Annotated in this window: 24 protein-coding genes; 19 read left to right on the top strand and 5 right to left on the bottom strand. The window is 65.0% G+C overall.

Annotated elements, in window-relative coordinates:
- Positions 1 to 12: 12 nt before the first annotated feature.
- The 10 genes from uvrC to VK804_RS24820 all read left to right on the top strand — a co-directional run bounded on the left by uvrC (position 13) and on the right by VK804_RS24820 (position 10,253).
- The gene (gene uvrC / locus VK804_RS24865) at positions 13 to 2,097 is read left to right on the top strand and encodes an excinuclease ABC subunit UvrC (RefSeq protein WP_325375145.1); all 2,085 of its coding nucleotides are present in this window, start codon (positions 13 to 15) and stop codon (positions 2,095 to 2,097) included.
- A gap of 91 nt (positions 2,098 to 2,188) precedes the next feature.
- A complete protein-coding gene (gene pgsA, locus VK804_RS24860) occupies positions 2,189 to 2,806 on the top strand; it encodes a CDP-diacylglycerol--glycerol-3-phosphate 3-phosphatidyltransferase (protein ID WP_325375144.1) in 618 nt (205 codons plus the stop codon).
- Positions 2,803 to 3,054 carry a molybdopterin converting factor subunit 1 gene (gene moaD, locus VK804_RS24855; protein ID WP_325375143.1) on the top strand — a complete coding sequence of 84 codons (252 nt, stop codon included), beginning with the start codon at positions 2,803 to 2,805 and terminating at the stop codon, positions 3,052 to 3,054. The genes pgsA and moaD overlap by 4 nt, the downstream gene beginning before the upstream one ends.
- 25 nt (positions 3,055 to 3,079) lie before the next feature.
- Complete coding sequence (locus VK804_RS24850) at positions 3,080 to 3,547, top strand: molybdenum cofactor biosynthesis protein MoaE (protein WP_325375142.1); 468 nt, start codon at positions 3,080 to 3,082, stop codon at positions 3,545 to 3,547.
- Positions 3,547 to 4,509, top strand: coding sequence for a 50S ribosomal protein L3 N(5)-glutamine methyltransferase (gene prmB, locus VK804_RS24845; protein WP_325375140.1), 963 nt, complete (start codon positions 3,547 to 3,549; stop codon positions 4,507 to 4,509). The genes VK804_RS24850 and prmB overlap by 1 nt, the downstream gene beginning before the upstream one ends.
- A gap of 135 nt (positions 4,510 to 4,644) precedes the next feature.
- Positions 4,645 to 5,991: an aspartate aminotransferase family protein gene (locus VK804_RS24840; RefSeq protein WP_325375139.1), complete on the top strand. Its 1,347-nt coding sequence runs from the start codon at positions 4,645 to 4,647 to the stop codon at positions 5,989 to 5,991.
- Positions 5,992 to 6,114: 123 nt separating this feature from the next.
- A complete protein-coding gene (locus VK804_RS24835; protein WP_325375137.1) occupies positions 6,115 to 6,705 on the top strand; it encodes a phage holin family protein in 591 nt (196 codons plus the stop codon).
- Positions 6,705 to 7,763 (top strand): YihY/virulence factor BrkB family protein, encoded by a 1,059-nt coding sequence (locus VK804_RS24830; protein ID WP_325375136.1) that lies wholly within the window; start codon positions 6,705 to 6,707, stop codon positions 7,761 to 7,763. Before VK804_RS24835 ends, VK804_RS24830 begins: the two co-directional genes overlap by 1 nt.
- Positions 7,764 to 7,949: 186 nt before the next feature.
- The gene (locus VK804_RS24825; RefSeq protein WP_325375135.1) at positions 7,950 to 9,383 is read left to right on the top strand and encodes an EAL domain-containing protein; all 1,434 of its coding nucleotides are present in this window, start codon (positions 7,950 to 7,952) and stop codon (positions 9,381 to 9,383) included.
- A gap of 15 nt (positions 9,384 to 9,398) precedes the next feature.
- Positions 9,399 to 10,253, top strand: coding sequence for a TIGR01459 family HAD-type hydrolase (locus tag VK804_RS24820; protein ID WP_325375133.1), 855 nt, complete (start codon positions 9,399 to 9,401; stop codon positions 10,251 to 10,253).
- Between the two features lie 181 nt (positions 10,254 to 10,434).
- Here the strand turns inward: VK804_RS24820 and VK804_RS24815 are convergent, their stop codons facing one another.
- Positions 10,435 to 10,830: a response regulator gene (locus VK804_RS24815; RefSeq protein ID WP_325375132.1), complete on the bottom strand. Its 396-nt coding sequence runs from the start codon at positions 10,828 to 10,830 to the stop codon at positions 10,435 to 10,437.
- Between the two features lie 232 nt (positions 10,831 to 11,062).
- Between VK804_RS24815 and VK804_RS24810 the strand changes: the two genes are divergently transcribed.
- Positions 11,063 to 12,034, top strand: a complete 972-nt coding sequence (locus tag VK804_RS24810) for a bifunctional riboflavin kinase/FAD synthetase (protein ID WP_325375131.1) — start codon at positions 11,063 to 11,065, stop codon at positions 12,032 to 12,034.
- A gap of 3 nt (positions 12,035 to 12,037) precedes the next feature.
- Here VK804_RS24810 and VK804_RS24805 read toward each other — a convergent pair whose 3' ends face one another.
- A complete protein-coding gene (locus VK804_RS24805; RefSeq protein ID WP_325375129.1) occupies positions 12,038 to 12,481 on the bottom strand; it encodes an RES family NAD+ phosphorylase in 444 nt (147 codons plus the stop codon).
- Between the two features lie 9 nt (positions 12,482 to 12,490).
- Positions 12,491 to 12,811 carry an MbcA/ParS/Xre antitoxin family protein gene (locus VK804_RS24800; protein WP_325375127.1) on the bottom strand — a complete coding sequence of 107 codons (321 nt, stop codon included), beginning with the start codon at positions 12,809 to 12,811 and terminating at the stop codon, positions 12,491 to 12,493.
- Between the two features lie 269 nt (positions 12,812 to 13,080).
- On the opposite strand from VK804_RS24800, the gene ileS reads away from it, so the two are divergent.
- The 8 genes from ileS (at position 13,081) to mutL (ending at position 23,116) form a co-directional block, all read left to right on the top strand.
- Positions 13,081 to 16,149: an isoleucine--tRNA ligase gene (gene ileS / locus VK804_RS24795; protein WP_325375126.1), complete on the top strand. Its 3,069-nt coding sequence runs from the start codon at positions 13,081 to 13,083 to the stop codon at positions 16,147 to 16,149.
- Entirely contained in the window at positions 16,122 to 16,643 is a 522-nt protein-coding gene (gene lspA / locus VK804_RS24790) for a signal peptidase II (protein WP_325375124.1), read from the top strand. The genes ileS and lspA overlap by 28 nt, the downstream gene beginning before the upstream one ends.
- Positions 16,644 to 16,740: 97 nt before the next feature.
- The gene (locus VK804_RS24785; RefSeq protein WP_325375123.1) at positions 16,741 to 17,457 is read left to right on the top strand and encodes a hypothetical protein; all 717 of its coding nucleotides are present in this window, start codon (positions 16,741 to 16,743) and stop codon (positions 17,455 to 17,457) included.
- Positions 17,458 to 17,622: 165 nt separating this feature from the next.
- A complete protein-coding gene (locus VK804_RS24780; protein WP_325375121.1) occupies positions 17,623 to 19,014 on the top strand; it encodes a pitrilysin family protein in 1,392 nt (463 codons plus the stop codon).
- Positions 19,015 to 19,061: 47 nt separating this feature from the next.
- Positions 19,062 to 20,399, top strand: coding sequence for a pitrilysin family protein (locus tag VK804_RS24775; protein ID WP_325375197.1), 1,338 nt, complete (start codon positions 19,062 to 19,064; stop codon positions 20,397 to 20,399).
- Between the two features lie 199 nt (positions 20,400 to 20,598).
- Complete coding sequence (arfB, locus tag VK804_RS24770; RefSeq protein WP_325375120.1) at positions 20,599 to 21,018, top strand: alternative ribosome rescue aminoacyl-tRNA hydrolase ArfB; 420 nt, start codon at positions 20,599 to 20,601, stop codon at positions 21,016 to 21,018.
- Positions 21,019 to 21,065: 47 nt separating this feature from the next.
- Positions 21,066 to 21,266, top strand: coding sequence for a hypothetical protein (locus VK804_RS24765; protein WP_325375118.1), 201 nt, complete (start codon positions 21,066 to 21,068; stop codon positions 21,264 to 21,266).
- A 38-nt stretch (positions 21,267 to 21,304) separates the two neighbouring features.
- The gene (gene mutL, locus VK804_RS24760; protein ID WP_325375117.1) at positions 21,305 to 23,116 is read left to right on the top strand and encodes a DNA mismatch repair endonuclease MutL; all 1,812 of its coding nucleotides are present in this window, start codon (positions 21,305 to 21,307) and stop codon (positions 23,114 to 23,116) included.
- A 140-nt stretch (positions 23,117 to 23,256) separates the two neighbouring features.
- Here the strand turns inward: mutL and rsmD are convergent, their stop codons facing one another.
- Positions 23,257 to 23,811 (bottom strand): 16S rRNA (guanine(966)-N(2))-methyltransferase RsmD, encoded by a 555-nt coding sequence (gene rsmD / locus VK804_RS24755; RefSeq protein ID WP_325375115.1) that lies wholly within the window; start codon positions 23,809 to 23,811, stop codon positions 23,257 to 23,259.
- Positions 23,812 to 23,987: 176 nt separating this feature from the next.
- Positions 23,988 to 26,063, bottom strand: a complete 2,076-nt coding sequence (locus VK804_RS24750) for a pseudouridine synthase (RefSeq protein ID WP_325375114.1) — start codon at positions 26,061 to 26,063, stop codon at positions 23,988 to 23,990.
- Positions 26,064 to 26,169 lie beyond the last annotated feature (106 nt).

The raw sequence follows: 26,169 nt of genomic DNA, 5'->3' as shown, positions 1-26,169 counted from the left end.
AAGTTCAAGCCCATGGATCAGGATTCCAAGGAGAGCCCGAAGGCCCCTGCCCCGCGGACGACGCCGCGCGGTTCCGGACCTGCCGTGGCGGCCGACGTGCCGCCGCAGGCGCCGGCCACCGACGATATCGACCCGGCGATGACGGCCTCGGACGAGGACGACGAAGCGCTGTTGCCGGAGGTTGCCGAGGAGGCGATCGAGACGGTGGCCGAAGGCCCGCTCGCCGCCGGTCATGCCGCGATCGAAAACGCGGTCAAACTCGCCCCGACCTCGCCCGGTGTCTACCGCATGCTGAACGCAGCCCACGACGTGCTCTATGTCGGCAAGGCTAAAAATGTCCGCAAGCGGCTTTCCTCCTACGCGCGGGTGAGCGCGCCGCAGCCGGCGCGCATCCTGCGGATGATCGCGGCGACCGTTGCGGTCGAGATCATCTCGACCTCGACGGAGACCGAAGCGCTGCTGCTGGAAGCCAATCTGATCAAGCAGCTGCGGCCGCGCTTCAACGTGCAGCTGCGCGACGACAAGTCGTTTCCCTATATCCTGATCACGGGCGACCACTGGGCGCCGCAAATCCTCAAGCACCGCGGCGCGCAGACGCGGCCGGGACAATATTTCGGACCGTTCGCATCCGCCGGCGCCGTCAACCGCACCATCACCGCGCTGCAGCGCGCCTTCCTGGTGCGCTCCTGCACCGACGGATTCTTCGAAAGCCGCACCCGGCCCTGCCTGCTCTACCAGATCCGCCGCTGCGCAGGACCCTGTACCGGCGAGATCGATTTTCCCGGCTACACCGAACTGGTGCGCGAGGCCAAGGACTTCCTGTCCGGCCGCTCGCGCCTCGTGAAGCAGGAACTCGCAGGCGAGATGGAAAAAGCCTCCGCCGAACTCGAATTCGAGACCGCCGCGCTTTACCGCGACCGGCTTGCCGCCCTGTCGGCGATCCAGTCGCAGCAGGGCATCAATCCGCGCACGGTTGAGGAAGCCGACGTGTTCGCCATCCACCAGGAGGGCGGCTATTCCTGCGTCGAGGTGTTCTTCTTCCGCACCGGACAGAACTGGGGCAACCGCGCCTATTTTCCGCGCGCGGAGAAGTCGTTTACGTCAGAGGAAGTGCTGGCCTCGTTCCTGGCGCAATTCTACGACGACAAGCCGCCGCCGAAACTGATCTTGCTGTCGCACGAAATCGAGGAACAGCAACTGCTCGCCGACGCGCTCTCGATCAAGGCCGGCTTCAAGGTCGAAGTCGCAACGCCCCGGCGCGGCGAGAAGAAGGAGTTGATCGTTCATGCGCTGACCAATGCGCGCGAGGCGCTCGGCCGCAAGCTCGCCGATACGGCAACGCAAGGGCGCCTGCTGGAAGCCATGGTGACCACCCTCGGCCTGCCGCGACCGCCGAAGCGGATCGAGGTCTACGACAACAGCCACATCCAGGGCACCAACGCGGTCGGCGCCATGATCGTGGCGGGGCCGGACGGCTTCATCAAGAACCAGTACCGCAAGTTCAACATCAAGTCGGAGGGGCTCACCCCCGGCGACGATTACGCGATGATGCGCGAGGTGCTGCAGCGGCGCTTCAAGCGGCTGATGACGCCGCCCGCGGAAGGCGACGCCGCCAAACCTGCCGACGACGATTCGTTCCCGCAATGGCCGGACCTCGTCATCATCGACGGCGGCCGCGGCCAGCTCAATGCCGTCAGGGAGATCTTCGAAGGTTTTGGGCTGAACCAGATCGCCCTGCTGGCGGTGGCCAAGGGACCGGACCGCGACGCCGGCCGGGAAACCCTGTTCATGCCGGACCGCGAGGCGATCAAGCTCGAACCGCGCGACCCCGTGCTGTACTTCATCCAGCGGCTGCGGGACGAAGCCCACCGTTTCGTGATCGGCTCGCACCGCAAGCTGCGCAAAAAGGACATCCGCGAGGCGGGCTTGCAGGAGATTCCCGGCATCGGTCCGGCCCGCAAACGTGCATTGCTGCATCATTTCGGAACCCTGAAGGAGATCGAGCGGGCCTCGATCGCCGACCTCGGCAAGGTTCCGGGCGTCAGCGCCGAAAGCGCGCGCAAGATTTTCGAATTTTTCCATGCCCAGGCGGGCTAGACAAAGGTCGTGAGTCACATATGCGTCTTATCCGGCGGGTCATGTGCGCCCCACGGTTGACCTTCCCAATCAGTCGGTATTGGTAGGACAAATGAACATTGCGACAACCCGAGGGGCGGCGAAGAACTCGCTCTCCCTGCCGAACATCCTGACTTACGCCCGGATCGCCGCCATCCCGGTGGTGGTCGGCTGTATCTATGCCCAATCCATCATGGACGGGCCGCTCTGGCTGCGCTGGGTCGCCGTGGCGATCTTCATTGCCGCAGGGGTCACCGATTATCTCGATGGCTATTATGCGCGAATCTGGAACCAGCAATCGGCGTTCGGCCGCATGCTCGATCCGATCGCCGACAAGCTTCTGGTCGCCTCCTGCCTGTTGATGCTGGCCGCCGATGGCATCATCCACGGCTGGGCGCTGTGGGCCGCCATCGTGATCCTGTGCCGCGAAATCCTGGTGTCGGGATTGCGCGAATATCTCGCAGGCCTACGGGTCAGCGTGCCCGTGACCAAGCTCGCCAAATGGAAAACCACCATCCAGCTGGTGGCGATCGGCTTCCTGCTCGCGGGCGAGGCCGGCGACATGGTGGTGCCGATCGTCACCCAGGTCGGCCTGTTGCTGCTCTGGGCGTCGGCGATTTTCACGATCTACACCGGCTACGACTATTTCCGGGCCGGCATTCATCACCTCATCAAGGAGGATGAAGGGTGAAGGTGAAATATTTCGCCTGGGTGCGCGAACGGGTCGGCAAGTCGGAAGAAACCATCGAGCCGCCGGCCAATGTGCGCACCGTCGACGACCTGATCGGCTGGCTGGCCCAGCGCGGCGAGACCTATGCTCATGCCTTCGAGACGCCGAAGGTGATCCGTGCCGCGATCGACCACGCCCATGTCAGGCCGGATGCGATCATATCAGGCGCGCGTGAGATCGCCTTCTTCCCGCCGATGACCGGGGGCTGATTTCCAAGGGGATCGTGACGGCTTCATGTCCGCTCATTTCACCATCCGCATCCAGCAGGCCGATTTCGACATCGCGCAGGAAATCGCTGACCTGACCAGGGGCCGCACCGATATCGGCGCGGTCGTCAGTTTCTCCGGCATCTGCCGGGGCGACGACGATGGCGGGAACATCGCGGCGCTGACGCTCGAGCACTATCCCGGCATGGCGGAAGCCGAAATCGGCCGCCACGCCGAGACCGCGATGTCGCGCTGGCCGCTCGAGGGCCTGACCGTGGTTCACCGCGTCGGCCGCATCGCACCCGGCGAAAACATCGTGCTGGTGCTGACGGCCTCAAAACACCGGCAGGCCGCGTTCGAAGCGGCGGAGTTCCTGATGGATTTTCTCAAGGCCAACGCCCCGTTCTGGAAGCGCGAGGAAAGCGCTGGCGGCACCAGTTGGGTCGATGCGCGCGACCATGATGACGCGGCCGCCGCGCGCTGGACCAAATCCTGATGGCGAAACGCGCAAAGCCGGCTGCCAGGCACAGCGCCATCGCACCGAAATTTCCCAAAATACCCGCCGGCGAACTGGTGACGCTGCTCGACTTCGTCCGCTATGCGGTGAGCCGCTTCATCGAGGCAAAACTGGTATTCGCGCACGGCACGCCCGATCCGGTGGCCGAAGCCGCCTTCCTGGTCTGCGAAACCCTGCATTTGCATCCCGACCAGTTCGAGGCCTTTGCGAACGCGCGGGTCACCGCGCGCGAGGCAAAGCAAATTCTCGACGTGATCGGGCGCCGCATCACCACGCGAAAGCCGGCGGCCTATCTCGTCAACAAGATCTACATGCGCGGCCTGCCATTCTATGTCGACGAGCGGGTGATCGTGCCGCGCTCCTTCATCGGCGAATTGCTCGATTCGCACTTCAGCGGCGAGAGCGACCGAGGCGGTTCGCTGATCGACGATCCCGGTGCGATCGAAAGCGTGCTCGACCTCTGCACCGGCTCGGGCTGCCTGGCGATCCTCGCCGCGCAAAACTTTCCGAATGCGCGGATCGACGCGGTGGATATTTCGAAGGACGCGCTCGACGTCGCCGCCCGCAACGTCAGAGATTACGGCCTCCAACACCGCCTGACGCTGCACCGCAGCGACCTGTTCGGGCCGCTTGGCGCGACGCGTTACGACCTGATCATCTCCAACCCGCCCTATGTCGACGCCGAGGGCATGGCCGCTCTGCCGCGCGAATGCCGCGCCGAGCCGAAAATTGCTTTGGATGGCGGTGCCGACGGGCTCGATCTGGTCCGCCGCATCCTGCAGGAGGCGAAACGGCACCTGACGCCCGCAGGTGGCCTGTTGTGCGAAATCGGCCGCGGCCGCGAGCGGCTCGAGGCCGCCTTCCCGCAATTGCCTCTGCTTTGGCTCGACACCGAGGATTCGGACGGCGAAGTGTTCTGGATTGTAGCCGCCGACCTCTGAGCGAGTCTTCCCCGCGATCCGTCCCGAAGCAGCCCGATTGTGCGGAAATAGGGGGGCTGATGGCGTTTCCGTCTCGCGACGAAACTGATAGCCTGCCGGAAAGCCGCCACACCCCAACACTTCAAGAGGCCCCCGATGCTGGACAAGAGCCCACGCCCCGCCGCCGTCAATGTCCCCAATGACCTTGCCGCGCACTGGATGCCGTTCACCGCCAACCGGGCGTTCAAGAAGAATCCGCGACTGCTCGCCGGCGCCAAGGACATGCATTACATCACCATCGACGGCCGCAAGATCATCGATGCCGCCGCCGGCATGTGGTGCTGCAATGCCGGCCACGGCCGCAGCCAGATCGCGGAAGCGATCGGCAAGCAGGCCGCAGCCCTGGACTACGCGCCGCCGTTCCAGTTCGGCATTCCGCAGGCCTTCGAGTTGGCCAGCCGCATCGCGGACCTGGCACCGGCCGGCCTCGATCACGTGTTCTTCTGCAATTCCGGCTCGGAAGCCGCCGACACCGCGCTCAAGATCGCGCTGGCCTATCACCAGACGCAAGGCGCGGGCACCCGCACCCGCCTGATCGGCCGCGAGCGCGGCTATCACGGCGTCGGCTTCGGCGGCACTTCCGTGGGCGGCATCGTCAACAACAGGAAGATGTTCGGCACGCTGCTCGCCGGCGTCGATCACCTGCCGCACACCTATGACCGCGACAAGCAGGCCTTCACCAAGGGCGAGCCGGAATACGGCGTCCATTTCGCCGACGAGTTGGAGCGGCTGGTCAACCTGCATGGCGCCTCCACCATCGCCGCCGTCATCGTCGAGCCGATGGCCGGCTCGACCGGCGTGCTGCCGCCGCCGAAGGGCTATCTGAAGCGGCTGCGCGAGATCACCCAGAAGCACGGCATCCTCCTGATCTTCGACGAGGTCATCACCGGCTACGGCCGGCTCGGCTTTGCCTTCGCCGCCGAGCGCTACGGCGTGCTGCCGGACATGCTGACTTTCGCCAAGGGCATCACCAATGGCGCCGCCCCGATGGGCGGGGTGCTGGTGCGCGACACCATCCACGACGCCTTCATGAGCGGCCCGGAGCACATGGTGGAGCTGACCCACGGCTATACCTATTCGGCGCACCCGATCGCCTGCGCCGCGGCGCTGGCGACGCTGGACATCTACCGCGACGAAAAACTGTTCGAGCGCGCCCACAAGCTCGAGCCGAAATTCGCCGACGCCGTGATGTCGCTGAAGAGCGAGCCGAACGTGGTCGACATCCGCACCATCGGACTGACCGCGGGCATCGACCTTGCGTCGCGGCCGGACCTGCCGGGCAAGCGCGGCTTCGACGCGCTCAACAGCGCCTTCCACGACAACGATTTGATGCTGCGCATCGCCGGCGACACGCTGGCGCTGACCCCACCCCTGATCGTCAGCGAAGACCAGATCGGCGAGATCGTCGGCAAGGTCGCCAAGGTGATCCGCGCGGTGGCCTAGGGGATTGGCAACCTCTCCCGACTTCTTCACGGGAGAGGCACAGCCGCTCGCGGAACCTTACAAACGTCTCCACGTTCAACCACCGCAGCGACGCTTCGGTCGCTGTGCGGAGGAACGACGGATATGCCGGGAGCATCGAGCGGCTTGCTGCGCGCCGGACTCGCGCTCAAAGTCAACCAGCTCAAGCTGGCGACGCGCTCCTATCTGCGCGACCGCGCAAACCAGGCCACCGGGACGGTTGCGTCCTACGCCATCGCCGCCGGGCTGTTCGCGGCATCCGGCATCTTCCTGATCGCGGCCTGTTTTGTCGGCATTGCCGCGCTGTTTCGCTGGGTTGAAATCACTTATGGCCGGTTTCCCGCCTTTGGTGTGGTCGGTGCCTTGCTGCTGTTGATCGCCTTGGTGCTGGCCGGCGTCGCCGCCAGCCGATTGAAGCGCTCGCCGCCGCAGTTTCCATCGCTCAGCAGCCGCCTGCGCGTCGCGATCAAGGCCAATCCGGTTCAACCCGATCAAGTCGAGGCCGTTCGGGAGACCGCCGAGGCCATCCTGATGGCTCCCTCTGGGCCTGCTCCGCAGATGGGCCGCAGGCGTCGGCGCGCGCCGCATCGCGGCGGGCCAGGCAACGCGACGATGAAAGCTGGCCTGATCCTGACCGCGACCTTGCTGGGCTGGGCCGCCGCGAGACGGCGGCAGACGCGACGGACGGCCGTGTGATGCTGGACCGGCGATCTGGGCATGCCGACAATCTGCTCCTGATCGCCGCCACAACGCTGCTGATCCTGACCGCGCAGCGCTTTTTCGGGGCGCACCAGCACGGCCCTGTTCCGCAACCCGCGGATGCCGCGCTTGCGGAGCATGGCCATGGGCAGCCCGCATTGCAGAAGCCCGCTCGCGGACGCCCCGCCGCTGGTCCCCTTCATATCCCGTGGAACGGCTGGAAAGGCATTCTGCGGCGGACCTATGTGAGGACCGGCGACGACCGGCTGCTCGCCACCGCCGCCGGCGTCGTGTTCTTCGGCCTGTTGGCGGTATTCCCCGCGATTACGGCACTGGTTTCATCCTACGGCCTGTTCGCCAAGCCATCGACCATCACCGACAATCTGCAGACGCTGGCGCTGATGTTGCCGGCGGACTCGTTCCAGATCGTGCGGGACCAGATCGCCCGGGTACTGGACAAGGGAAACGCTTCGCTCGGGACGACCTTCCTGTTCGGTCTCGCGCTTGCAATCTGGAGCGCCAATGCCGGCGTCAAAGCGGTGATCGATGCGCTCAACGTCGCCTATGAGGTGCGCGAGACGCGCGGCTTCTTCAGGTTGAACCTGATTTCGCTTGTGTTCACGGTCGGCGGCATTGCGGCCCTGCTCTTGATGGTGGCCGCGGTCGTGGCGCTGCCGCTCGCGCTCGATCATCTGGGCCTCGAGCCGGAAAGCCGGGCCATTGTCGCTTTCGCGCGGTGGCCGCTGTTGCTCGCCGTGCTGATGATAGCGCTCGGCGTTCTCTACCGGTTCGGACCGAACCGCCGCGCGACGCGCTGGCGATGGTTGGGCGTCGGCGCCATCGCGGCTTCCTTGCTGTGGATCGCGGGCTCGGCGCTATTGTCCTGGTATCTTTCCAATTTCGCCAATTACGATGCGACCTATGGTTCGCTGGGCGCGGCCATCGGGCTGATGATATGGATGTGGATGTCGGCCATCATCGTGCTCTGGGGCGCGGAGTTGAATTCGGAAATCGAACACCAGGCCGGGCTGGATGCCGCCGTCGGACGCCCGTAGCCGTCCGGTGCCGGCGGCTCCGCGACCGCCAGCGCGCCCTGATGCGCCTTTCCCGTGTGCCGAAAGAACACTAGCTCTGCGAATCAACATTGGTGCTAAGGTTGCGCCGCTTGGGGGAGCGCGACGGGCCTGTGCGAGTCGCTCCCGGCCAGGGGAACACAGGGACTTGAGGGCCTTCCGCGCAACATGATCCGCATTTCCACGATTTTCATCGCCATCTGCATGGTGCTGGTCGCAGCCTCCCTCGGCCTGATCCTGTATTCGGTGGCCGGCATCAGCGGAACGGAATCCGCGATCGTGGCGCTCACCGCGCTGACCTTCCTGATCCTCTACAACGCGGTATCGATGCGGTTGCGCGATCGCACCGACGTCGGCAGCCAGATTGCGGATCTGTCGCGCGGCACCGCCGACCTCGCCCGCCAGGTCGCCGAATTCGGGCGCAGGCTGGCCGCCGTCGAGGGCCGGGTGGCGTCGGCGAATTCCGCCAATGCCGATCGTGTTCAGGCGGTAGCCGGCGAGATCGGCGAACTGGGCACACTGGTCAAGCAGCTTGCGGCCTCGGTCGCCGGCCATGACGACCTGCTGTCGGCCGGTGTCGCGGCGGCGGCCCTACCCGCGGCGAGCAGCAAACCGGACAACGAACCGCAAAAGGAACCGCCGTTCGCGGCCGAGGACGCGGGCGCGGCGCGGGCGCTGCCCGCTGCCGTCGCCGGCGACGCCACGCCCTCCCGCAGCCCGGCGCAAATCCTCGCCGCGGTGAAAAATGCGGTGGAGGAAAACCGGATCGATATCTTCCTGCAGCCGATGGTGACCTTGCCGCAGCGCAAGGTGCGCTACTACGAGGCGGTGACGCGGCTGCGCGACGACAAGGATCAGTTGCTTGCCGCCGACGATTTCATCGCGATCGCCGAAGCCGCCGGCCTGATCGGGCGGATCGATCACGCGGTGATGCTCAAATGCATTCAGGTGCTGCGCCGGCTGATGGTCCGCAACAAGGATGTCGGCGTGTTCTGCAACGTCGCCGCCGCAACGCTTGCCAACCCCACGACCTTCGCGCAATGCCAGGATTTTCTCGAGGCCAATCGGGCGCTGGCGCCGTCCTTCGTGCTCGAATTCAAGCAGGCGACGTTCCGCAATCTCGGCCCGATCGAGACCGAACATCTGGCGGCGCTGGCGCAGCGCGGTTTTCGTTTCTCGATCGATCACGTCACCGACCTGCGGATCGAGCCCAGGGAGCTGGCCGACCGCGGCGTCCGCTTCATCAAGGTTCCGGCGGCGCTACTGCTCGATCCGAAACAAAACTCGGTGTCCGACATTCACCCGTCCGATCTCTCCGACCTGCTCGGCCGCTTCGGCATCGACCTGATCGCGGAGCGGATCGAAGGCGAACGCGCCGTGGTCGACCTGCTCGACTTTGACGTGCGATTCGGCCAGGGATTCCTGTTCGCGCCGCCGCGGCCGTTGCGGCCCGAGGGCGCATCTGCTACCGGCGGGGCCCCGACCAAGGCGCAGGAAAACAATGGCTCCGGCAAATCCACGACCCTCGACAGTCCGGCGATCGATCCGCCGCGGGCGACCGGCAACGCCGCGCTGGCGCGCCGAGCCGCCGGGCCGGGCTGAGCGGCCATCCCTGCCATGACGTCACTCCGTTTTGTCGAGCGGCTGCGCGACCTCGTCGGCGGCGTCGACGTCGTACTCTCCGATATCTGGGGCGTGGTTCACAACGGGCTGGAGGCGTTCCCGGAAGCCTGCGAGGCGCTGCACAGCTTTCGCGGCCAGGGCGGCACCGTGATCCTGATCACCAACGCGCCGCGGCCTGCGGATTCCGTGCAGCGGCAATTACGCAAGCTCGGCATCGCCGACGATACTTATGACGCCATCGTCACCTCGGGCGACCTGACCCGGCATTTCGTCGCCGGCCACCCCGGCCGCAAGATGTACTGGGTCGGTTCCGAGCGCCACAATTCGATCTTTCGCGGGCTCGACGCGGTATTCGCGCCGCTGCCGGAGGCCGACTGCATCGTCTTCACCGGCCTGTTCGACGAGGAAACCGAATCGGCCGAGGACTATCGCGCGATGCTGCTGCAGGCGCGCGAGCGCAAGCTGCCGCTGGTCTGCGCCAATCCCGACATCGTCGTCGAGCGCGGCGACCGGCTGATCTATTGCGCCGGCGCGGTCGCCGAACTCTACCGCGAGCTCGGCGGCGAGGTGGTATTTTACGGCAAGCCGCACCGGCCGATCTACGAGCGCGCCATGGAGCTGGCCGCCGAGCGCCAAAGCCACGCCATCACGCTCGACCGCGTGCTCGCGATCGGCGATTCCGTGCGCACGGATCTCGCGGGCGCCCACGGCTTCGGCATCGATTGCCTGTTCGTGACCCGCGGCATCCATGCCGAGGAATTCGAGGGCATCGACCAGCTCGACCCGGCCTCGGTGAAGGAACTATTCGGCCACCCGCCGCGGGCGTTGATGCGGGAGCTGCGGTGGTAGGGATTTCGACGCTCGCAGACGTCATCCCCGCGTAACGGCTCCGCCGTTATCGCTGGAGGTGCGAGCCTCTTCGGCGAGCCTCGAAGGATGATTGACGGAGGTGCTTGCGGCCCATCCTTCGAGACGCCGCGCAAAGATGCGCGGCTCCTCAGGATGACGGGGGAGCGTGAATTGACGGCCCTTACGCGCTCACCGTATCTGGGAATACCGCCTCGATCTTGGTCTTCAGGGTCGCGGCGTTGAACGGCTTGACGATGTAGTTGTTGACGCCGGCCTTCTTGGCCGCGATCACGTTCTCGGTCTTGGATTCCGCCGTGATCATGATGAACGGCGTGGTGGCGAGATTGGGGTCGGCGCGGACTTCGCGCAGCAGGTCGTAGCCGGTCATCGGCTCCATGTTCCAGTCGGAGATCACGAGCCCGTATTTCTTGCCGCGCATCTTGTTCAGTGCCGCCGATCCGTCGCTGGCGTCGTCGATATTCTCGAAGCCGAGCTGCTTGAGAAGGTTTCTGATGATGCGGATCATGGTGTTGTAGTCGTCCACCACCAGAACCGACATCGACGTATCAACCGCCATCTTGAACTCCCCGCAACCAAACCTGACGCCACAAACCGACCACCGGCCCGCGCGGGCCATGCCCGGCAGTCCTTCCCAACCACTAGCATCAGCCGTTAAACAGCGCGTTAACCCGGCCCTTGCCGGATAAACGCCGTTGTCTGCCTGGACTTCCCTTCGCCCGGCTTGACTTCATTGCGGCCCCCGCGTCACGGTCCCGTCCCCACCGGCCAAGTTGAAGAATTCTGCAAAAATGACGTCCGGCTTTACGATTATCCGCGACAGCACGCCCGCTTCCGCCATCCCCAGGGGAGCGGTGGTGGCGATGGGCAACTTTGACGGCGTCCATCTCGGCCATCGCGCGGTGATCGCAGCCGCCCTTCAGATGGGGCGCGCGCATGGCAGGCCGGCATTGGCGCTGACCTTCGAGCCGCATCCGCGGCTGTTTTTCAGCCCGAACAGCCCCCAATTCCGCCTCACCGACGAAGCCGCCAAGCTGCGGCTGCTGGCCGGAACCGGGCTTGCCGGCGCCGTCGTGATGACCTTCGACAAGGCCAGGGCCGGAACCACGGCGCAAGATTTCATTCACCATGAACTGATCGGGCGGCTCGGCATCAGCGGTATCGCGGTCGGCTACGATTTTCATTTCGGCAAGGGCCGCGTCGGCTCGCCGAGCCTCTTGGTCAACGAGGCGCCCCGGCTCGGCATCGACGTCGACGTGCAGCCGCATGTCGATATCGAGGAGCGGCCGGTCTCCTCCTCCGCGATCCGCATGGCGCTGGCTGAGGGACAGATCGAGGACGCCACGGCGATGCTGGGGGGTCCGTGGTTCGTGACCGGCGAGGTGATCCATGGCGACAAACGCGGCCGCGACCTCGGTTTTCCTACCGCCAATATGCGGCTAGACAGGAATTGCGGGCTTAAGCACGGCATCTATGCGGTGCGGGTCGGCCGCGGCGAGAAGCGTTACGACGGCGTCGCAAGCTTCGGCCGCCGCCCCACCTTCGACAATGGCGCGACGCTGTTGGAAGTCTTCCTGTTCGACTTCTCGGGCGACCTCTACGGCGCGACGCTGGATACGGCCTTCATCGGTTTCATCCGCGAGGAGCTGAAATTCGATAGCGTGGACGCGCTGGTGGCCCAGATGAACGACGACAGCGCCCGCGCGCGTGCGATATTGGCGGCTGCGCCGGACGCGTTTCCGAAGCTGGGCGACATTGGCTGAGATTCATCTGAGCAAGCGAGCGTCAAATGGCGCGTGAATGATCTCCGCTACGGTAACCTTCGCCGCATCGGGATGAGCAGGATTCAAAAGGAAGTTTTGTCCCTGCTCGCTGATCGCAGATGGTACCCGCAGCAATGCACTGGTTGATCGATCGAGCCAACGATCTCCGATTTCACGACTCGCTATCGTGTCGGTCCGCCAGTTCCCGGATAAATCACCTGCCACGACGGCCTCAATCGTCACGTCGAGGGAAATATCGATGCGAAGCAATTGGTAGGTAGGCGGGATCAGATCGCGGTCCATGTGGACCAGCAGCTCCAGCAAGGCGCTCGATGGATGATCTGCGAGATAGACGATGCGTCTGCCCTGCGAATGCCATCGCCCACCGGCTCTCATGCCTCCGATGCCGGACAGGTCGGGATAATTTGAAATTCGCCAGAGCTCCACGATGCGGGCTCAGGCGAAGATTCCGTGATCGATCTGTTCGAGCATTTCGCGAACGACGGCAGCGCCGAGTTCATCCTTCAGGAGGTCGGTCGGTTTTTGGCCCGACAGAAATGTATTGGGGCGGCGCAGCCAAGCATCCGCCTTTTCTTCGTCGCCAAAAACGCGGTCAGCAAGCGTTTTGATGTCGAGCGACCTGACCATGAAATCGACGTCGGTGAGATCGTCGTATATTTCGCGGAGGTTGTCTCCGATTTGCGCGTCGACGTCCGACTCACCTTGACGGCGAGATTCCTTCAACTTCTCATAAACCTCCGCAAGCTTCGCTCTCATGAATTCGCTCCATTTATCAATAGATTAGTATCTTTGAAAGAAACTGCAACAAACGCTTTTTCGAGCCCGGAGATGAACGCTGCTGCCTTACGCCGGGCTTTGCGCTTTCCTCGGCCGGCTGCTATGAGAAACTCCATGTTTGCGCGGCGCACCATCGACATTAGCGGCCCGGCTTCCGCCTGAGCTTTGGCTCGGCGCAAGACCGGGGTCCCTATATTCATCCCGAATCATCGCATTTTCAGCGCCCTCCGAGCCCTATCAGAGCCTTCATGTCCGAAAAGCCGCAAAAGTCCGACGCCACTGACTATTCCAAAACCCTGTTCCTGCCGCAGACGGAATTTCCGATGCGCGCCGGCCTGCCGCAGCGCGAGCCCGAAATCCTCAAGCGCTGGAACGAGATGGGTCTCTATCAGCGCCTGCGTGAAAAAGCCCGCGGCCGCACCAAATTCGTGCTGCATGACGGCCCGCCCTACGCCAACGGCAACATCCATATCGGGCACGCGCTGAACAAGATCCTGAAAGACGTGGTCACCAAGAGCCAGCAGATGCTCGGCTTCGATTCCAACTACGTGCCAGGCTGGGACTGCCACGGGCTGCCGATCGAATGGAAGATCGAGGAGGAGAACTACCGCTCCAAGGGCAAGCAGAAGCCGGATTTTCGTGACTCTACCGCGATGGTCGCGTTCCGCAAGGAGTGCCGCGCCTACGCCGCGCACTGGATCAACGTGCAGCGCGACGAGTTCAAGCGGCTCGGCATCATCGGCGACTGGGACCACCCCTACGCCACCATGGATTATTTCGCCGAGGCCCAGATCGCGCGCGAGCAGATGAAATTCGCCGCCAACGGCACGCTGTACCGCGGCTCGAAACCTGTGATGTGGAGCGTGGTGGAGAAGACCGCGCTGGCTGAGGCGGAGGTGGAGTACGAGGATTATACGAGCGATACTGTGTGGGTAAAGTTTCCGGTGTCGCATATTCCATATGGACCATCGGCACGACGGCTGGGTCCTCCGAGCGAGCCATATCCGGAAATGCGTCGTTTGCTTCCAGAAGGCGCATCGGTCGTAATCTGGACGACGACGCCTTGGACGCTGCCGGGTAACCGCGCGATCAGCTATTCTTCCAAAATTTCTTATGGGCTTTACCGAGTAACCGATGCCCCCGCCGACAATTGGGCGAAGATCGGCGATCTTCTCATCCTTTCCGACAAACTAGCCACCGACGTGTTCAAGCAGGCAAAGGTTGTTAGCTTCGAAAGGGTCATGGACGTTCCATCATCGGTACTAGACAATATGACTTGTGCGCATCCTCTTCGCGGACGGGGGTATGATTTCATCGTTCCTCTTCTCGAAGGGGACCACGTAACCGACGATACTGGCACAGGATTCGTACACACCGCTCCGGGACATGGCCGCGAAGATTTCGATATCTGGATGGAGAACAAATCTCTGCTGGATGCGGCAGAAATCAACACCACCATCCCCTATACCGTCGACGAGAACGGCGCCTTCACCGACCAGGCCCCGGGCTTCACGGGAAAGCGCGTCATCAATGACAAGGGCGAAAAAGGTGACGCCAACGAGGCCGTGATCAAGGCGCTGGTCGAGGCCGGCATGCTGTTGGCGCGCGGGCGGCTTAAGCACCAGTATCCTCACTCCTGGCGCTCGAAGAAGCCCGTGATTTTTCGCAACACGCCGCAATGGTTCATCGCGATGGATAAGCCAATCACGGCAAACCCCATCCGATGGGAAGGTACAGGCGCCGCTTCATCGGACACTCTAAGGAACAGGGCGCTTAAAGCGATCTCGGTCACCCAGTGGGTGCCGCAGTCCGGCCAGAACCGCATCAACGGCATGATCGACGCCAAGCCCGACTGGGTGCTGTCGCGCCAGCGCGCCTGGGGCGTGCCGATCGCGGTGTTCGTGCGCGAGAAGGGCGACGGCTCGGCCGAAATCCTGCTCGATCAGGCCGTCAACAAGCGCATCGCGGACGCCTTCGAACAGGAAGGCTCCGATGCCTGGTACATGGACGGCGCCCGCGAACGCTTTCTTGGGAGCCTCGCCAACGAAGAGTGGAAAAAGGTCGACGACATCTGCGACGTCTGGTTCGATTCCGGCTCGACGCATGCCTTCGTGCTGGAAGACCCCGTGCACTTCCCGGGGTTGGCCGGCATCAAGCGCAAGGTCGATGGCGGCGACGATACCGTGATGTACCTGGAGGGAAGCGACCAGCACCGCGGCTGGTTCCAGTCCTCGCTGCTGGAAAGCTGCGGCACCCGCGGCCGCGCCCCGTTCGACGTGGTGCTGACCCACGGCTTCACGCTCGACGAGAACGGCCGCAAGATGTCGAAGTCGATCGGCAACACCGTCGAGCCGCAAAAGGTGATCGCGCAGTCCGGGGCCGATATCCTGCGGCTCTGGGTCTGCGCCACCGACTATGCCGACGACCAGCGCATCGGCCCGGAGATCCTGAAGAACACCATCGAAACCTATCGCAAGCTTCGTAACTCGATCCGCTGGATGCTCGGCACCTTGCATCACTTCAGGCGCGGCGAGACGGTCGCTTATGCCGAGATGCCGGAACTGGAGCGGCTGATGCTGCATGAGCTCAGCCAGCAGGCCGACATCGTGCGCAAGGCCTATGCCGAGTTCGATTACAAGACCGCGGTGGCGAGCCTGTCGGCGTTCATGAATACCGAACTGTCGGCGTTCTATTTCGACATCCGCAAGGACACCCTGTATTGCGACCCGCCCTCCTCGCTGGCGCGCAAGGCGGCGCTGACGACAATCGACATCCTGTGCGACGCGATCCTGCGCTGGTTTGCGCCGGTGTTGAGTTTTACCTGCGACGAAGCCTGGCAGCTGTACCGGCCGGACGCCGAGCCGTCGATCCATCTGACGCTGTTCCCGGACGGGTTCGAACGCTTCCGCGACGATGCGCTGGCGGCGAAATGGGAGATCATCCGCAATGTCCGCCGCGTCGTCACCGGCGCGCTGGAAGTCGAGCGCGCGGCCAAGCGCATCGGCTCCTCGCTGGAGGCCTCGCCCCTGGTCTACGTCTCGGACAAGAAGATTTTCGCAACCCTGTTCGATGTCGATCTGGCGGAAGTCTGCATCACCTCGAACGCGATGGTGACCGATGACGACCCGCCGGCGGATGCGTTTCGGCTGCACGACGTCCCCGGCGTCGCCGTCGTGGTCGAGAAGGCCACAGGCCTCAAATGCGCGCGCTCCTGGAAAATCCTGCCGACCGTAGGCCAGGACCCCGAATACCCCGACGTCTCGCCGCGCGACGCGCAGGCGCTGCGCGAATGGAAGGCGCTGGGGGTTTCGGTTTGACCTCCCGCCTCGGCCCCGGAATCATCGCCGCGCTTGCCGTGCTCGCGCTCGATCAGGCCTCGAAAGCCTGGCTGTTGTTCGTGTTCGACATCGCCCGTCGCGGCGCGGTGGCCGTGACGCCGTTCTTCGACCTGGTGCTGGCCTGGAATACCGGGATCAGCTACGGCTGGTTCCAGGGCGAAGGCGCGGCCGGGCAGGCTGTCCTGCTCGCGGTCAAAATCGTGGCGGTCATTGTGCTGGCGATCTGGATGGCCCGGTCGCGCACCCTGCTTGCCACTGTTGCCCTCGGCCTGATCATCGGCGGCGCCATCGGCAATGCCCTCGACCGCTTTACCTATGGCGCGGTGGTCGATTTCGTCCTGTTTCACGTCCAGATCGGCGGAAAACCCTTCAGCTGGTACGTATTTAACCTTGCGGACGTGGCGATTGTTGCTGGCGTCGCCGCTCTATTGTATGACTCGCTGTTGGGGGTACCCGCCGCAAAAGCGCCCTGATCCCGGCTGATACGGACCCCGAGCTTTGCCCAGAAGGTGCGGAGCTTGCGCCTGGTTTGGCGTGCTCTGCGCCTTACAAATTTGGACGGGAATAGCGATGCGCGACATCGAAGCCAGCGGCCGGATGCTGCAGAACTCGCCGGGAGCGCTCAACCGCGGCCTGCGGCTCGCCGCGATCGCGCTCGGCATTGGCCTGATGATGACCTCAGGCGTCGCCCGCGCCCAGGACGATGACGATGACGGCAAGACCTTCGAGGAGAAGGTCATCGAGGGCATCATGGCCGGCGTCGGCGGCACCAACATGGAGAACCGGGGCATCGACTATCGCGAGCGGTCGCCCCTGGTGGTGCCTCCGAAGCTCGATCTGCCGCCGCCGGAATCCGCAAGAAGCGAGATCAAGGATCCGAACTGGCCGAAAGATCCGGACGAGGCGCGCCGCAAGGCTGCGATCGCCGCCCGCAAGAAGGCCAACAAGGATCCGGTGGAAGCGGCGCGTATCCTGAGCCCGAGCGAGCTCAATGTCGGCCGGACGGATGCTCCGATCCGCACCAATAACGATCCGGTCCAGCCGGGTAACTCGGCCACCAACCCGATCCTCAGCCCGTCGCAGCTCGGCTTTGAAGGCAAGTTCGGTTCGCTGTTCGGCGGCAACAAGGCGGAGGCGGCGCCGTTCAAGGGCGAGCCGACGCGGGAAAGCCTGACCCAGCCTCCGCCGGGCTACCAGACACCGTCGCCGAACTTCGCCTACGGCACCGGGCCGAAGGAATCCATGAACAAGGAATACAACCCGGCCGCCGGCAAATATGGCGAATAGCCGCCTCTGTCTCTCGGCTTCGTGACCCTTGTCCGCCACCACGCGGTATACGGTGCCGTGGTGCAGGCGCGAACTGGTCCGTGCGGAGCTCTTGCGCAAAGATCGCGCACAGCTTTCCCGAAAAGACCGCTGCCCACTTTTGCGTAACGACGCGCCACACAGGTCATGATGCCGCAACCCCGCTTCGCTGCCACGCTTTCCGCCGTGCTGCTCTCGGTCCTCGCGCTCTCGACCTGCGCCGCGCGCGCCCAGACCACGGTGACATCGGATCCTCCCGCCAGCTTCACACTCAAAAATGGCCTGCAGGTCGTGGTGATCCCCGATCACCGCACCCCCGTGGTCACCCAGATGATCTGGTACAAGGTCGGCTCCGCCGACGAGACGCCCGGCAAGTCGGGGCTGGCGCATTTTCTCGAACACCTGATGTTCAAGGGCACGGCGAAACATCCGGAGGGCGAATTTTCCAAGACCGTGCTGCGGGTCGGCGGCAACGAGAACGCCTTCACCTCGACCGATTACACCGGCTATTTCCAGCGCGTGCCGCGCGAGCAGCTCGGCACCATGATGGAGTTCGAGGCCGACCGCATGACCGGCCTGATCCTCAAGGACGAAAACGTGTTGCCGGAGCGCGACGTGGTGCTCGAAGAATACAACATGCGGGTCGCCAACAATCCGGACGCGCGGCTCGCCGAGCAGATCATGGCCGCGCTCTATCTCAATCATCCCTATGGCCGCCCGGTGATCGGCTGGCACCACGAGATCGAGGCGCTCGGCCGCGAGGACGCGCTGGCGTTCTACCGGCGCTTCTACGCGCCCAACAACGCGATCCTGGTGATCGCCGGCGACGTCGATGCCGCCGAGGTTCGCCCGATGGCGGAAAAGACCTTCGGCCAGGTCGCGCCGCAGCCCGCGATCCCCGAAAAACGCCTGCGCCCGCAGGAGCCGGAACCGGTCGCGCCGCGCACGGTGACATTAGCCGACCCGCAGGTCGAACAGCCGAGCCTCAAGCGCTATTACCTGGTTCCATCAGCCACGACCGCAGCACCTGGAGAGAGCCCGGCGCTCGACGTGCTCGCACAATTGATGGGCGGCGGCAGCAACTCCTACCTGTATCGCGCGCTGGTGGTCGACCGCCCGCTCGCGATCAGCGCCGGTGCCGGCTATCAAGGCACCTCGCTCGACGCCACACAGTTCATGATCTCGGCCGCGCCGAGACAGGGCGTGGAGTTCTCGCAGATCGAGCAGGTCATCGACGGCGTGATCGCCGATGCCGGACGCAAGCTCGCGACGCCAGAGGATCTCGAACGCGTCAAGACCCAGCTGATTGCGGAGGCGATCTACGCCCAGGACAACCAGGCGACGCTGGCGCGCTGGTATGGCGGCGCGCTGACCACGGGCCTGAGCATCGCCGACATCAGGAGCTGGCCGGACCGGATACGCGCCGTCACCGCCGAACAGGTCCGCAACGCCGCGCTGAAATGGCTCGACAAGAACCGTTCGGTGACCGGCTATCTGGTCAAGGACACCACGCCCAGACGCGAGGAGAAGCGTTCGTGATTTATTCCAACGCAGCTTCCAGGGTTCGCTCGCGGCGCCTCGCATGGATGGTTGCCGCCGGCCTCGCGCTGCTGCCGCTTGCCGCGGCGCCTGCGCAGGCCGCGGCAAAAATCCAGCACCTGATTTCGCCCGGCGGTATCGAGGCCTGGTTCGTGCAGGATTCGACCGTGCCGCTGATCGCCATGGAATATGCCTTTGGCGGCGGCGCGACCCAGGACCCCGCCGACAAGCCCGGCGTCGCCAATCTGGTCGCCGACCTGATCGACGAAGGTTCTGAAAACCTCGATTCCAAGGCGTTCCACGAGCACCTCGACCGCCGCGCCATCGAGCTGAGTTTCGCGGCGACCCGGGACTATTTCCGCGGCAGCTTGCGGATGCTGCGGGACAACCGGGACGAGGCCTTCGACCTGCTGCGGATGTCGCTGACATCAGCCCATTTCGATGCCGCCGACGTCGAACGGATTCGCTCGGAAGTGCTATCCGGACTGCGGCGCGAGACCAGCGATCCGGGCTCGCTCGCCGGGCGCAAGTTCCTCAAAATCGCTTTTGGCGACCACCCCTATGGCCGACCCGCCAGCGGCACCCTGGAAAGCGTGCCGAAAATCGACGTCGCCGATCTGAAGGACTATGTCCGCCGCGTGCTGGCGAAGGATACGCTGAAGATTGCCGTGGTCGGCGATGTCGACCCGGCAACCCTCGGCCAGCTGCTCGACAAGACTTTTGGCGGGTTGCCCGCCAAGGCCAGCCTGACGCCGGTCCCCAACATCGTGGCCGCCGCGCCCCCGCAGCGCGCCTTCATTCCGCTCGACGTGCCGCAGACCGTGGTGACCTTCGGCGGCCCCGGCTTCAGGCGCCACGACCCGAATTTCATGGCGGCCTATGTCGTCAACCATATTCTCGGCGGCGGATCGTCGTCGCGACTCTACCGCGAGGTCCGCGAGAAGCGCGGGCTCGCCTATTCGATCTATGAGTCGCTGCTGTGGATGGATCACTCCGCGCTGTTCGTCGGCAATACCGGTACCCGCGCCGACCGTGCCGGAGAGACCGTCGATGCGGTCGAGCGCGAGGTCCGCCGCATGGCCGAGGACGGCCCGACCGGGAAGGAACTCGACGAAGCCAAATCCTATCTCAAGGGCTCGCAGATGCTGGCGCTCGACACTTCCTCCAATCTCGCAGGCGCCCTGCTGCAATACCAGCTCGACAGGCTGCCGATCGACTATATCGAAAAGCGCAACGCCATCATCGACGCCGTGACGCTGGATGACGCCAAGCAGGCGGCGCAGCGGCTGTGGGGCAAGGGCCTGATCACCGTGATCGTCGGCCGCGCCCCGCAAGCCGTCGCCCAGCCCGCGGCGGCGACCGCGCCGTCGTCGACGGCGAATTAAGACTCACCGCACATGCCGCCGTCATCCCCGCGCGAGCGCAAATGCGCTCGTCGCTGGAGGAGCCGCGCTCTTCGCGCGGCGTCTCGAAGGATGTGCTACACAGCACGGTATATCATCCTTCGAGGCTCGCCGAAGGCGGCTCGCACCTCAGGATGACGTACTTTTTTGCTTCGGGATCATCCCGGCTTTCGGTGACGCCATGCTGCGGATTTCCCGCGATCACGCAATCGACGAGAACGACATCGAGATCTCCTTCGTCCGCGCCTCCGGCCCGGGCGGGCAGAACGTCAACAAGCTCTCGACCGCCGCCCAATTGCGTTTCGATACGCGCAAGATCACGCTGCCGGATGACGCCGCGGCGCGGCTCCATCGGCTCGCCGGCCAGCGCATGACCAAGGACGGCGTGATCGTGATCCATGCCCAGCGCTTCCGTACCCAGGAGCGCAACCGCGCCGACGCGATCGACAGGCTGCTCGAATTGTTGCGCGAGGCCATGGTGCGCCCGATTCCGCGTCGCGCAACCAAGCCGACCTTCGGCTCGAAACAGCGCCGGCTCGAGGGCAAGAAGCGCCGCGGCGACATCAAGGCCAAACGCGGCTCGGCGGGGTTCGAGGATTGAGGGTATACCCGCAGGCAGTGATGGTGGGCTCTTGATGGAGGTAAGACATGGCAAAGAAAGCCAAGCGCCGGCTGACTGAGGAACTGCTGGAAACCGCGCGGGATATGCGCGCGAGCGGCATTATGAGCGCGGCCGCCCATGAAAAGATCACCATGCGTCATTTGGGTGCAACCGCATCCACGATTCCACCGAGAAGAGTGGGGAGAGACTCCGCCCTCGCCCTCCCGCCGCCTCGCAAAAACTCCTAGATTGAGGGCATCCCGCTCCCGCGAGTCGCCCAAATCCCATGCCCGTCCGCCAGCTTCCCGAACAAATCGTCAACCGCATCGCCGCCGGCGAAGTGGTCGAGCGGCCGGCGAGCGTGGTCAAGGAACTGGTGGAGAACGCCATCGATGCAGGCGCCAGCCGGATCGACATTTTCACCGATGGCGGCGGAAGGCGGCGGATCGGCATCACCGACGACGGCTCGGGCATGACCTCGGCCGACCTGGCGCTTGCGGTCGACCGCCATGCGACATCGAAACTCGACGACGAGGACCTGCTGCGCATCCGCACGCTGGGGTTTCGCGGCGAGGCGCTGCCCTCGATCGGCGCGGTAGCCAGGCTCGGCATCACCACGCGCCATGCGAGCGAGCCGCATGCCTGGTCGCTGTCGGTCGAAGCCGGGATGAAATCCGCGATCATGCCGGCGGCGCTTTCGGTAGGCACCCGCGTCGAGGTCGGCGACTTGTTCTACGCAACCCCGGCGCGGCTGAAATTCCTCAAGACCGACCGCACCGAAGCCGAAGCGATCCGCGAGGTGGTGCGGCGGCTCGCGATGGCGCGGCCCGACATCGCTTTCACGCTGGCGGGCGAGGAGCGCGCGCCGGTCACCTGGGCCGCCGCATTGCCCGGCCCGGCGGGCCGCCTGACGCGGCTCGGCGATATCCTGGGAAGTGATTTTCGCGCCAGCGCGATTGAGGTCCGCGCCGAGCGCGAGGGCGTCGTGGTCGAAGGCTTTGCCGCCGCGCCCTCGCTGACGCGGGCCAATGCGCTCGGGCAATATTTGTTCGTCAACGGTCGCCCGGTGCGCGACAAGCTCATTCTCGGCGCGGTGCGCGCGGCCTATTCCGACTATCTGCCGCGCGACCGCCATCCCGTGGTCGCGCTGTTCGTGACGCTGGATTCCGCCGAGGTCGACGCCAATGTGCATCCGGCCAAGACCGAGGTGCGCTTCCGCAATGCCGGCCTGGTGCGTGCACTGATCGTGCACGCGCTGAAGGATGGGCTTGCCCGCGAAGGCAGGCGCACCGCCGCGAACGGCGATGCGGACGTCATCACCTCCGCGTTCCGCCCGGCGTTTGCGCCGCGGGCCAATTGGGACTGGCGTCGCTCGCCGGCCTATCCGACAGGCCCGAGGCCTGCCTTCGAGGGCGCGGCGGCGACGGCTTTTGCCGAGCCAGGACAGGCCGCGTTCGATGTCGGCACGCCCACCGCCGACGTGCGTTTCCAGGAAGCAGCACCGGCCGATCTGCTCGACCGGCCGCTCGGCGCGGCGCGGACCCAGATCCACGAGACCTATATCGTCTCGCAGACCCGCGACGGGCTCGTTGTCGTCGACCAGCACGCCGCGCATGAGCGCATCGTCTATGAGAGGCTGAAGGCCTCGTTGGCGAAGAACGGCGTGCAGCGGCAGATCCTGCTGATACCGGAGATCGTCGAACTCGACGAGGCCACCGTGGAAAAACTGCTCGACCGCGCCGAGGAGTTGGCGACGTTCGGGCTTGCGATCGAATCCTTCGGCCCCGGCGCGGTGGCGGTGCGCGAGACGCCGTCGCTGCTCGGCAAGCCGGACGCCGGCTCGTTGCTGCGCGATCTCGCCGAGCACATGGCGGAATGGGATGAGGCGCTGCCGCTGGAGCGGCGCCTGATGCATGTCGCCGCCACCATGGCCTGCCACGGCTCGGTCCGCGCCGGCCGGCGGCTGAAGCCGGAAGAGATGAACGCGCTGCTGCGCGAGATGGAAGACACACCGAATTCCGGCCAGTGCAATCACGGCCGGCCGACTTATGTGGAATTGAAGCTCAGCGATATCGAGAAGCTGTTCGGGCGGCGTTAGTCCGTAGTAATTCGTAGGGTGGGCAAAGGCGCGCTTGCGCCGTGCCCACCATCCATCTGCTTCGGACCTGACGCACGACGGTGGGCACGCGGAGCCTGTCATCGGGCGCGCATTTGCGCGACCCGTTGGCTTTGCCCACCCTACGGATTCCGCAAAAACACAAATTCCGTATCGTCATACACCCGCCGCTCCAGCTCCTCGAAACCTTCGGGCGCGGCAAACCCCGCCGCCTTCGCTTCCTCCACCACCACCAGTGCGCCCGGCGTCAACCAGCCGCCGTCGCGCAGTGAGGCGAGCGCCTTGTCGGCGAGCCCCCTGCCATAGGGCGGATCGAGAAACGCCAGCGAGAACGGCTGCATCGGGTGCGCCGGACCGAGGTCGGTGGCGTCGCGGCGATAGACTTTTGTCACGCCACCAAGACCGAGCGCCTCGACATTGTTGCGCAACAGCGCCCGCGCCTCGGCGCCGTTGTCGACGAACAGCGTGAAAGTGGCACCTCGCGAGACCGCCTCGATGCCGAGCGCGCCGGTGCCGGCGAACAGGTCGAGCACACGCGCGTCTTGAATTGGATCGTCATAGGCGTGAATCAGGATGTTGAAGACGGACTCGCGCAAGCGATCCGCCGTCGGGCGGATGTCGCGCGAGGACGGCGAGGCCAGATTGCGGCCCTTCAATCGTCCGCCGACGACGCGCATTAGAAGATCTCGTCATGCCCGGGCTTGTCCCGGGCATCCACGTCTTTAGGCGGCCGACGCAAGCAAGACGTGGATGGCCGGGCATAGGCGAGCGGAAGCGACGCCGTCCTTCGGACGGCTATGCCCGGCCATGACGACTTCTTGAAAGATCGCCACATCGTTCCAACCATCGAACGTCACTCATCCCGCGGTTTGAGGTCGCGCTTGCCGTGATAGCCGCGCTGCGGGCGGCGCGGCGGGCCGTAGCCGTTGGCCTCCAGCTCGTTGCGGGCGCGGGCCTCCTCGCTGCCGGTGCGCTGGACCAGCACGCGGCGGCCCTTGCGGTCGGCGATCAACCCGCTCTTGCCGGCCGGCTTGAACGGCTTCTTGCCGCCGGGCGCATCGGCTTCTTCATCGGCCTTCGCGGCCTGATCGCCCGGCATCGGCCGGTTGAAATCTGCCCCCGCCAGTGCTGCGATCTTCTCGCCGAGCTGGTCGCGCAGCACCCGCGTCTTGACCTCCTCGACCGCGCCTTCGGCAAGCTCGGCCAGCTGGAACGGGCCGTAGGATATCCGGATCAGCCGATTCACCTCAAGGCCCAAATGCGCCATCACGTTGCGCACCTCGCGGTTCTTGCCCTCGCGGATCGCAAACACCAGCCAGACATTGGCGCCCTGGTCGCGCTCCAGCACGGCGTCGATCGGACCGTATTTGACGCCGTCGACCTCGACGCCGCGTTTCAGTTCGTCGAGCTGCGCCTGCGTTACCTCGCCATGGGCGCGGACGCGATAGCGCCTGAGCCAGCCGGTGTCGGGCAGTTCGAGCGCGCGCGCCAGCCCGCCGTCATTGGTGAGCAGCAACAGGCCCTCGGTATTGAAATCGAGCCGGCCGATCGAGATCAGCCGCGGCAGGCCTTCCGGCAGATTGTCGAACACGGTCGGCCGCCCCTCCGGGTCGGCATGGGTGGTCATCAAGCCGCGCGGCTTGTGGAACAGGAACAGCCGCGTGCGCTCGCGCGGCGGCAACGGCTTGCCGTCAACGGTGACGACGTCGCTCTCGGTAACGTCGAGCGCCGGTGAATTGATGACTCTGCCGTTGACGGTGACGCGGCCCTGCACGATCCATTCCTCGGCGTCGCGGCGCGAGGCAAGCCCGGCGCGCGACACCACCTTGGCGATGCGCTCGCCGGATTTTTTGACGCGCGGCGGGCGGGCTGCACGTTTTTCAAAATCGGGCGCACGCTCGCGATAGGCGCCGCGGCCGCCGAACGCGGGGCGCTTGGCAAAAACCTTGCTGTCGTCTTCGTTGTCGCGGCGCGGCCGGTCGGCGTTGCGGTCGAACGATCGCGGCTCGCTGCGCGGATGCTCCTGCCAGGCGCTGCGCGGGCGTTCATCGCGGCCTTCGCGGGGACGATCGAATTTCGGTCGCTCGCGGAATGGACGATCGGCTTGAGGGCGATCCTCGCGTGGCCGCGAAAACCGCGGCCGCTCCTCGCCGCCGCGTTCGTCTCGCGGCTTGTCGAAACGGGGCTTGTCAAAATTTCTCGCGCCGTCGCGCGACGGGCGCGAATTGCGGCCCGCGTGATCGGGCGAAGACGCATCGCGCTTCTGCCATGGTTTTGAGTCGCCACGATCTCCCGGGCCGCTCTTGCGGTCCCGGTCGCGATCGCCAAAATCCTTGCGCGGGCCGCGATCCGGGCGACTACCGAAGTCCTTGCGAGGGCCCCTGTCCGGCGCTCCGCGCGAAAATTTCTTGTCGCCACCGAATTTTCGCTCGGGCCGATCGCCGCGGGGCCGGTCACCGTCCTTGCGAAAGCCTTCGCCGCGTGGCGTATAGGGCCGCTTCTCGCCGCCTTCCCGCGGCGTGTAAGGCTTCCGGTCGCCGAACTTCTTGTCCTGGAAGCGCGCGGCCGGGCGGGCATCGCCGCGGGGGGTATACGGGCGCTTGTCGCCGCCGCGATCATCGCTGCGGGGGCGGTCATCGCGGTTGAAGCGTGGCGGGCGCGGCGTATCGCCATCGTCGCGGCGCGGCGGCGGACCTTCGCGCTTGCCCGCATATGGTTTGCCCGGACCGGAATAGGGCTTCTTTCCATAGGTCCTGGGGCCGTCTGACTTGCCGGCAAACGGGCGCTTCTCGCCATCGCCCTTGCCGGCAAAACCGCGCTTGGCGAATTTCTTCTCGGGTCCCCGAGCTGCGCCGGAGCGGCCCTTGCCACTGGGCGGGCGGTCACGCCGGCCGCGGGAATCGTTGTCTTTATCGTTGTCGCGGGGCATGAAGGGTCTCTCGTGGACAGGTGAAATTGGCGGTCCGGCAGATGTGGACTGTCATGGCGATCACGCGCGCGCTCTTGGCTCGAGGCGCAATCTCACGCAAAATCGG

The sequence above is a fragment of the Bradyrhizobium sp. genome (assembly GCF_035484855.1).
Lineage (GTDB): Bacteria > Pseudomonadota > Alphaproteobacteria > Rhizobiales > Xanthobacteraceae > Bradyrhizobium.
The sequence above is the reverse complement of the archived record's forward strand: the minus strand, read 5'-3'. Positions and strand labels throughout refer to the sequence as shown.

Excerpts from the sequence above, each read along its gene's own strand:
- uvrC (WP_325375145.1), top strand. The coding sequence starts at position 13 with ATGGATCAGGATTCCAAGGAGAGCCCGAAGGCCCCTGCCCCGCGGACG.
- pgsA (WP_325375144.1), top strand. The coding sequence starts at position 2,189 with ATGAACATTGCGACAACCCGAGGGGCGGCGAAGAACTCGCTCTCCCTG.
- VK804_RS24850 (WP_325375142.1), top strand. The coding sequence starts at position 3,080 with ATGTCCGCTCATTTCACCATCCGCATCCAGCAGGCCGATTTCGACATC.
- prmB (WP_325375140.1), top strand. The coding sequence starts at position 3,547 with ATGGCGAAACGCGCAAAGCCGGCTGCCAGGCACAGCGCCATCGCACCG.
- VK804_RS24840 (WP_325375139.1), top strand. The coding sequence starts at position 4,645 with ATGCTGGACAAGAGCCCACGCCCCGCCGCCGTCAATGTCCCCAATGAC.
- VK804_RS24835 (WP_325375137.1), top strand. The coding sequence starts at position 6,115 with ATGCCGGGAGCATCGAGCGGCTTGCTGCGCGCCGGACTCGCGCTCAAA.
- VK804_RS24830 (WP_325375136.1), top strand. The coding sequence starts at position 6,705 with ATGCTGGACCGGCGATCTGGGCATGCCGACAATCTGCTCCTGATCGCC.
- VK804_RS24825 (WP_325375135.1), top strand. The coding sequence starts at position 7,950 with ATGATCCGCATTTCCACGATTTTCATCGCCATCTGCATGGTGCTGGTC.
- VK804_RS24820 (WP_325375133.1), top strand. The coding sequence starts at position 9,399 with ATGACGTCACTCCGTTTTGTCGAGCGGCTGCGCGACCTCGTCGGCGGC.
- VK804_RS24815 (WP_325375132.1), bottom strand. The coding sequence starts at position 10,830 with ATGGCGGTTGATACGTCGATGTCGGTTCTGGTGGTGGACGACTACAAC.
- VK804_RS24810 (WP_325375131.1), top strand. The coding sequence starts at position 11,063 with ATGACGTCCGGCTTTACGATTATCCGCGACAGCACGCCCGCTTCCGCC.
- VK804_RS24800 (WP_325375127.1), bottom strand. The coding sequence starts at position 12,811 with ATGAGAGCGAAGCTTGCGGAGGTTTATGAGAAGTTGAAGGAATCTCGC.
- ileS (WP_325375126.1), top strand. The coding sequence starts at position 13,081 with ATGTCCGAAAAGCCGCAAAAGTCCGACGCCACTGACTATTCCAAAACC.
- lspA (WP_325375124.1), top strand. The coding sequence starts at position 16,122 with ATGGAAGGCGCTGGGGGTTTCGGTTTGACCTCCCGCCTCGGCCCCGGA.
- VK804_RS24785 (WP_325375123.1), top strand. The coding sequence starts at position 16,741 with ATGCGCGACATCGAAGCCAGCGGCCGGATGCTGCAGAACTCGCCGGGA.
- VK804_RS24780 (WP_325375121.1), top strand. The coding sequence starts at position 17,623 with ATGATGCCGCAACCCCGCTTCGCTGCCACGCTTTCCGCCGTGCTGCTC.
- VK804_RS24775 (WP_325375197.1), top strand. The coding sequence starts at position 19,062 with ATGGTTGCCGCCGGCCTCGCGCTGCTGCCGCTTGCCGCGGCGCCTGCG.
- arfB (WP_325375120.1), top strand. The coding sequence starts at position 20,599 with ATGCTGCGGATTTCCCGCGATCACGCAATCGACGAGAACGACATCGAG.
- VK804_RS24765 (WP_325375118.1), top strand. The coding sequence starts at position 21,066 with ATGGCAAAGAAAGCCAAGCGCCGGCTGACTGAGGAACTGCTGGAAACC.
- mutL (WP_325375117.1), top strand. The coding sequence starts at position 21,305 with ATGCCCGTCCGCCAGCTTCCCGAACAAATCGTCAACCGCATCGCCGCC.
- rsmD (WP_325375115.1), bottom strand. The coding sequence starts at position 23,811 with ATGCGCGTCGTCGGCGGACGATTGAAGGGCCGCAATCTGGCCTCGCCG.
- VK804_RS24750 (WP_325375114.1), bottom strand. The coding sequence starts at position 26,063 with ATGCCCCGCGACAACGATAAAGACAACGATTCCCGCGGCCGGCGTGAC.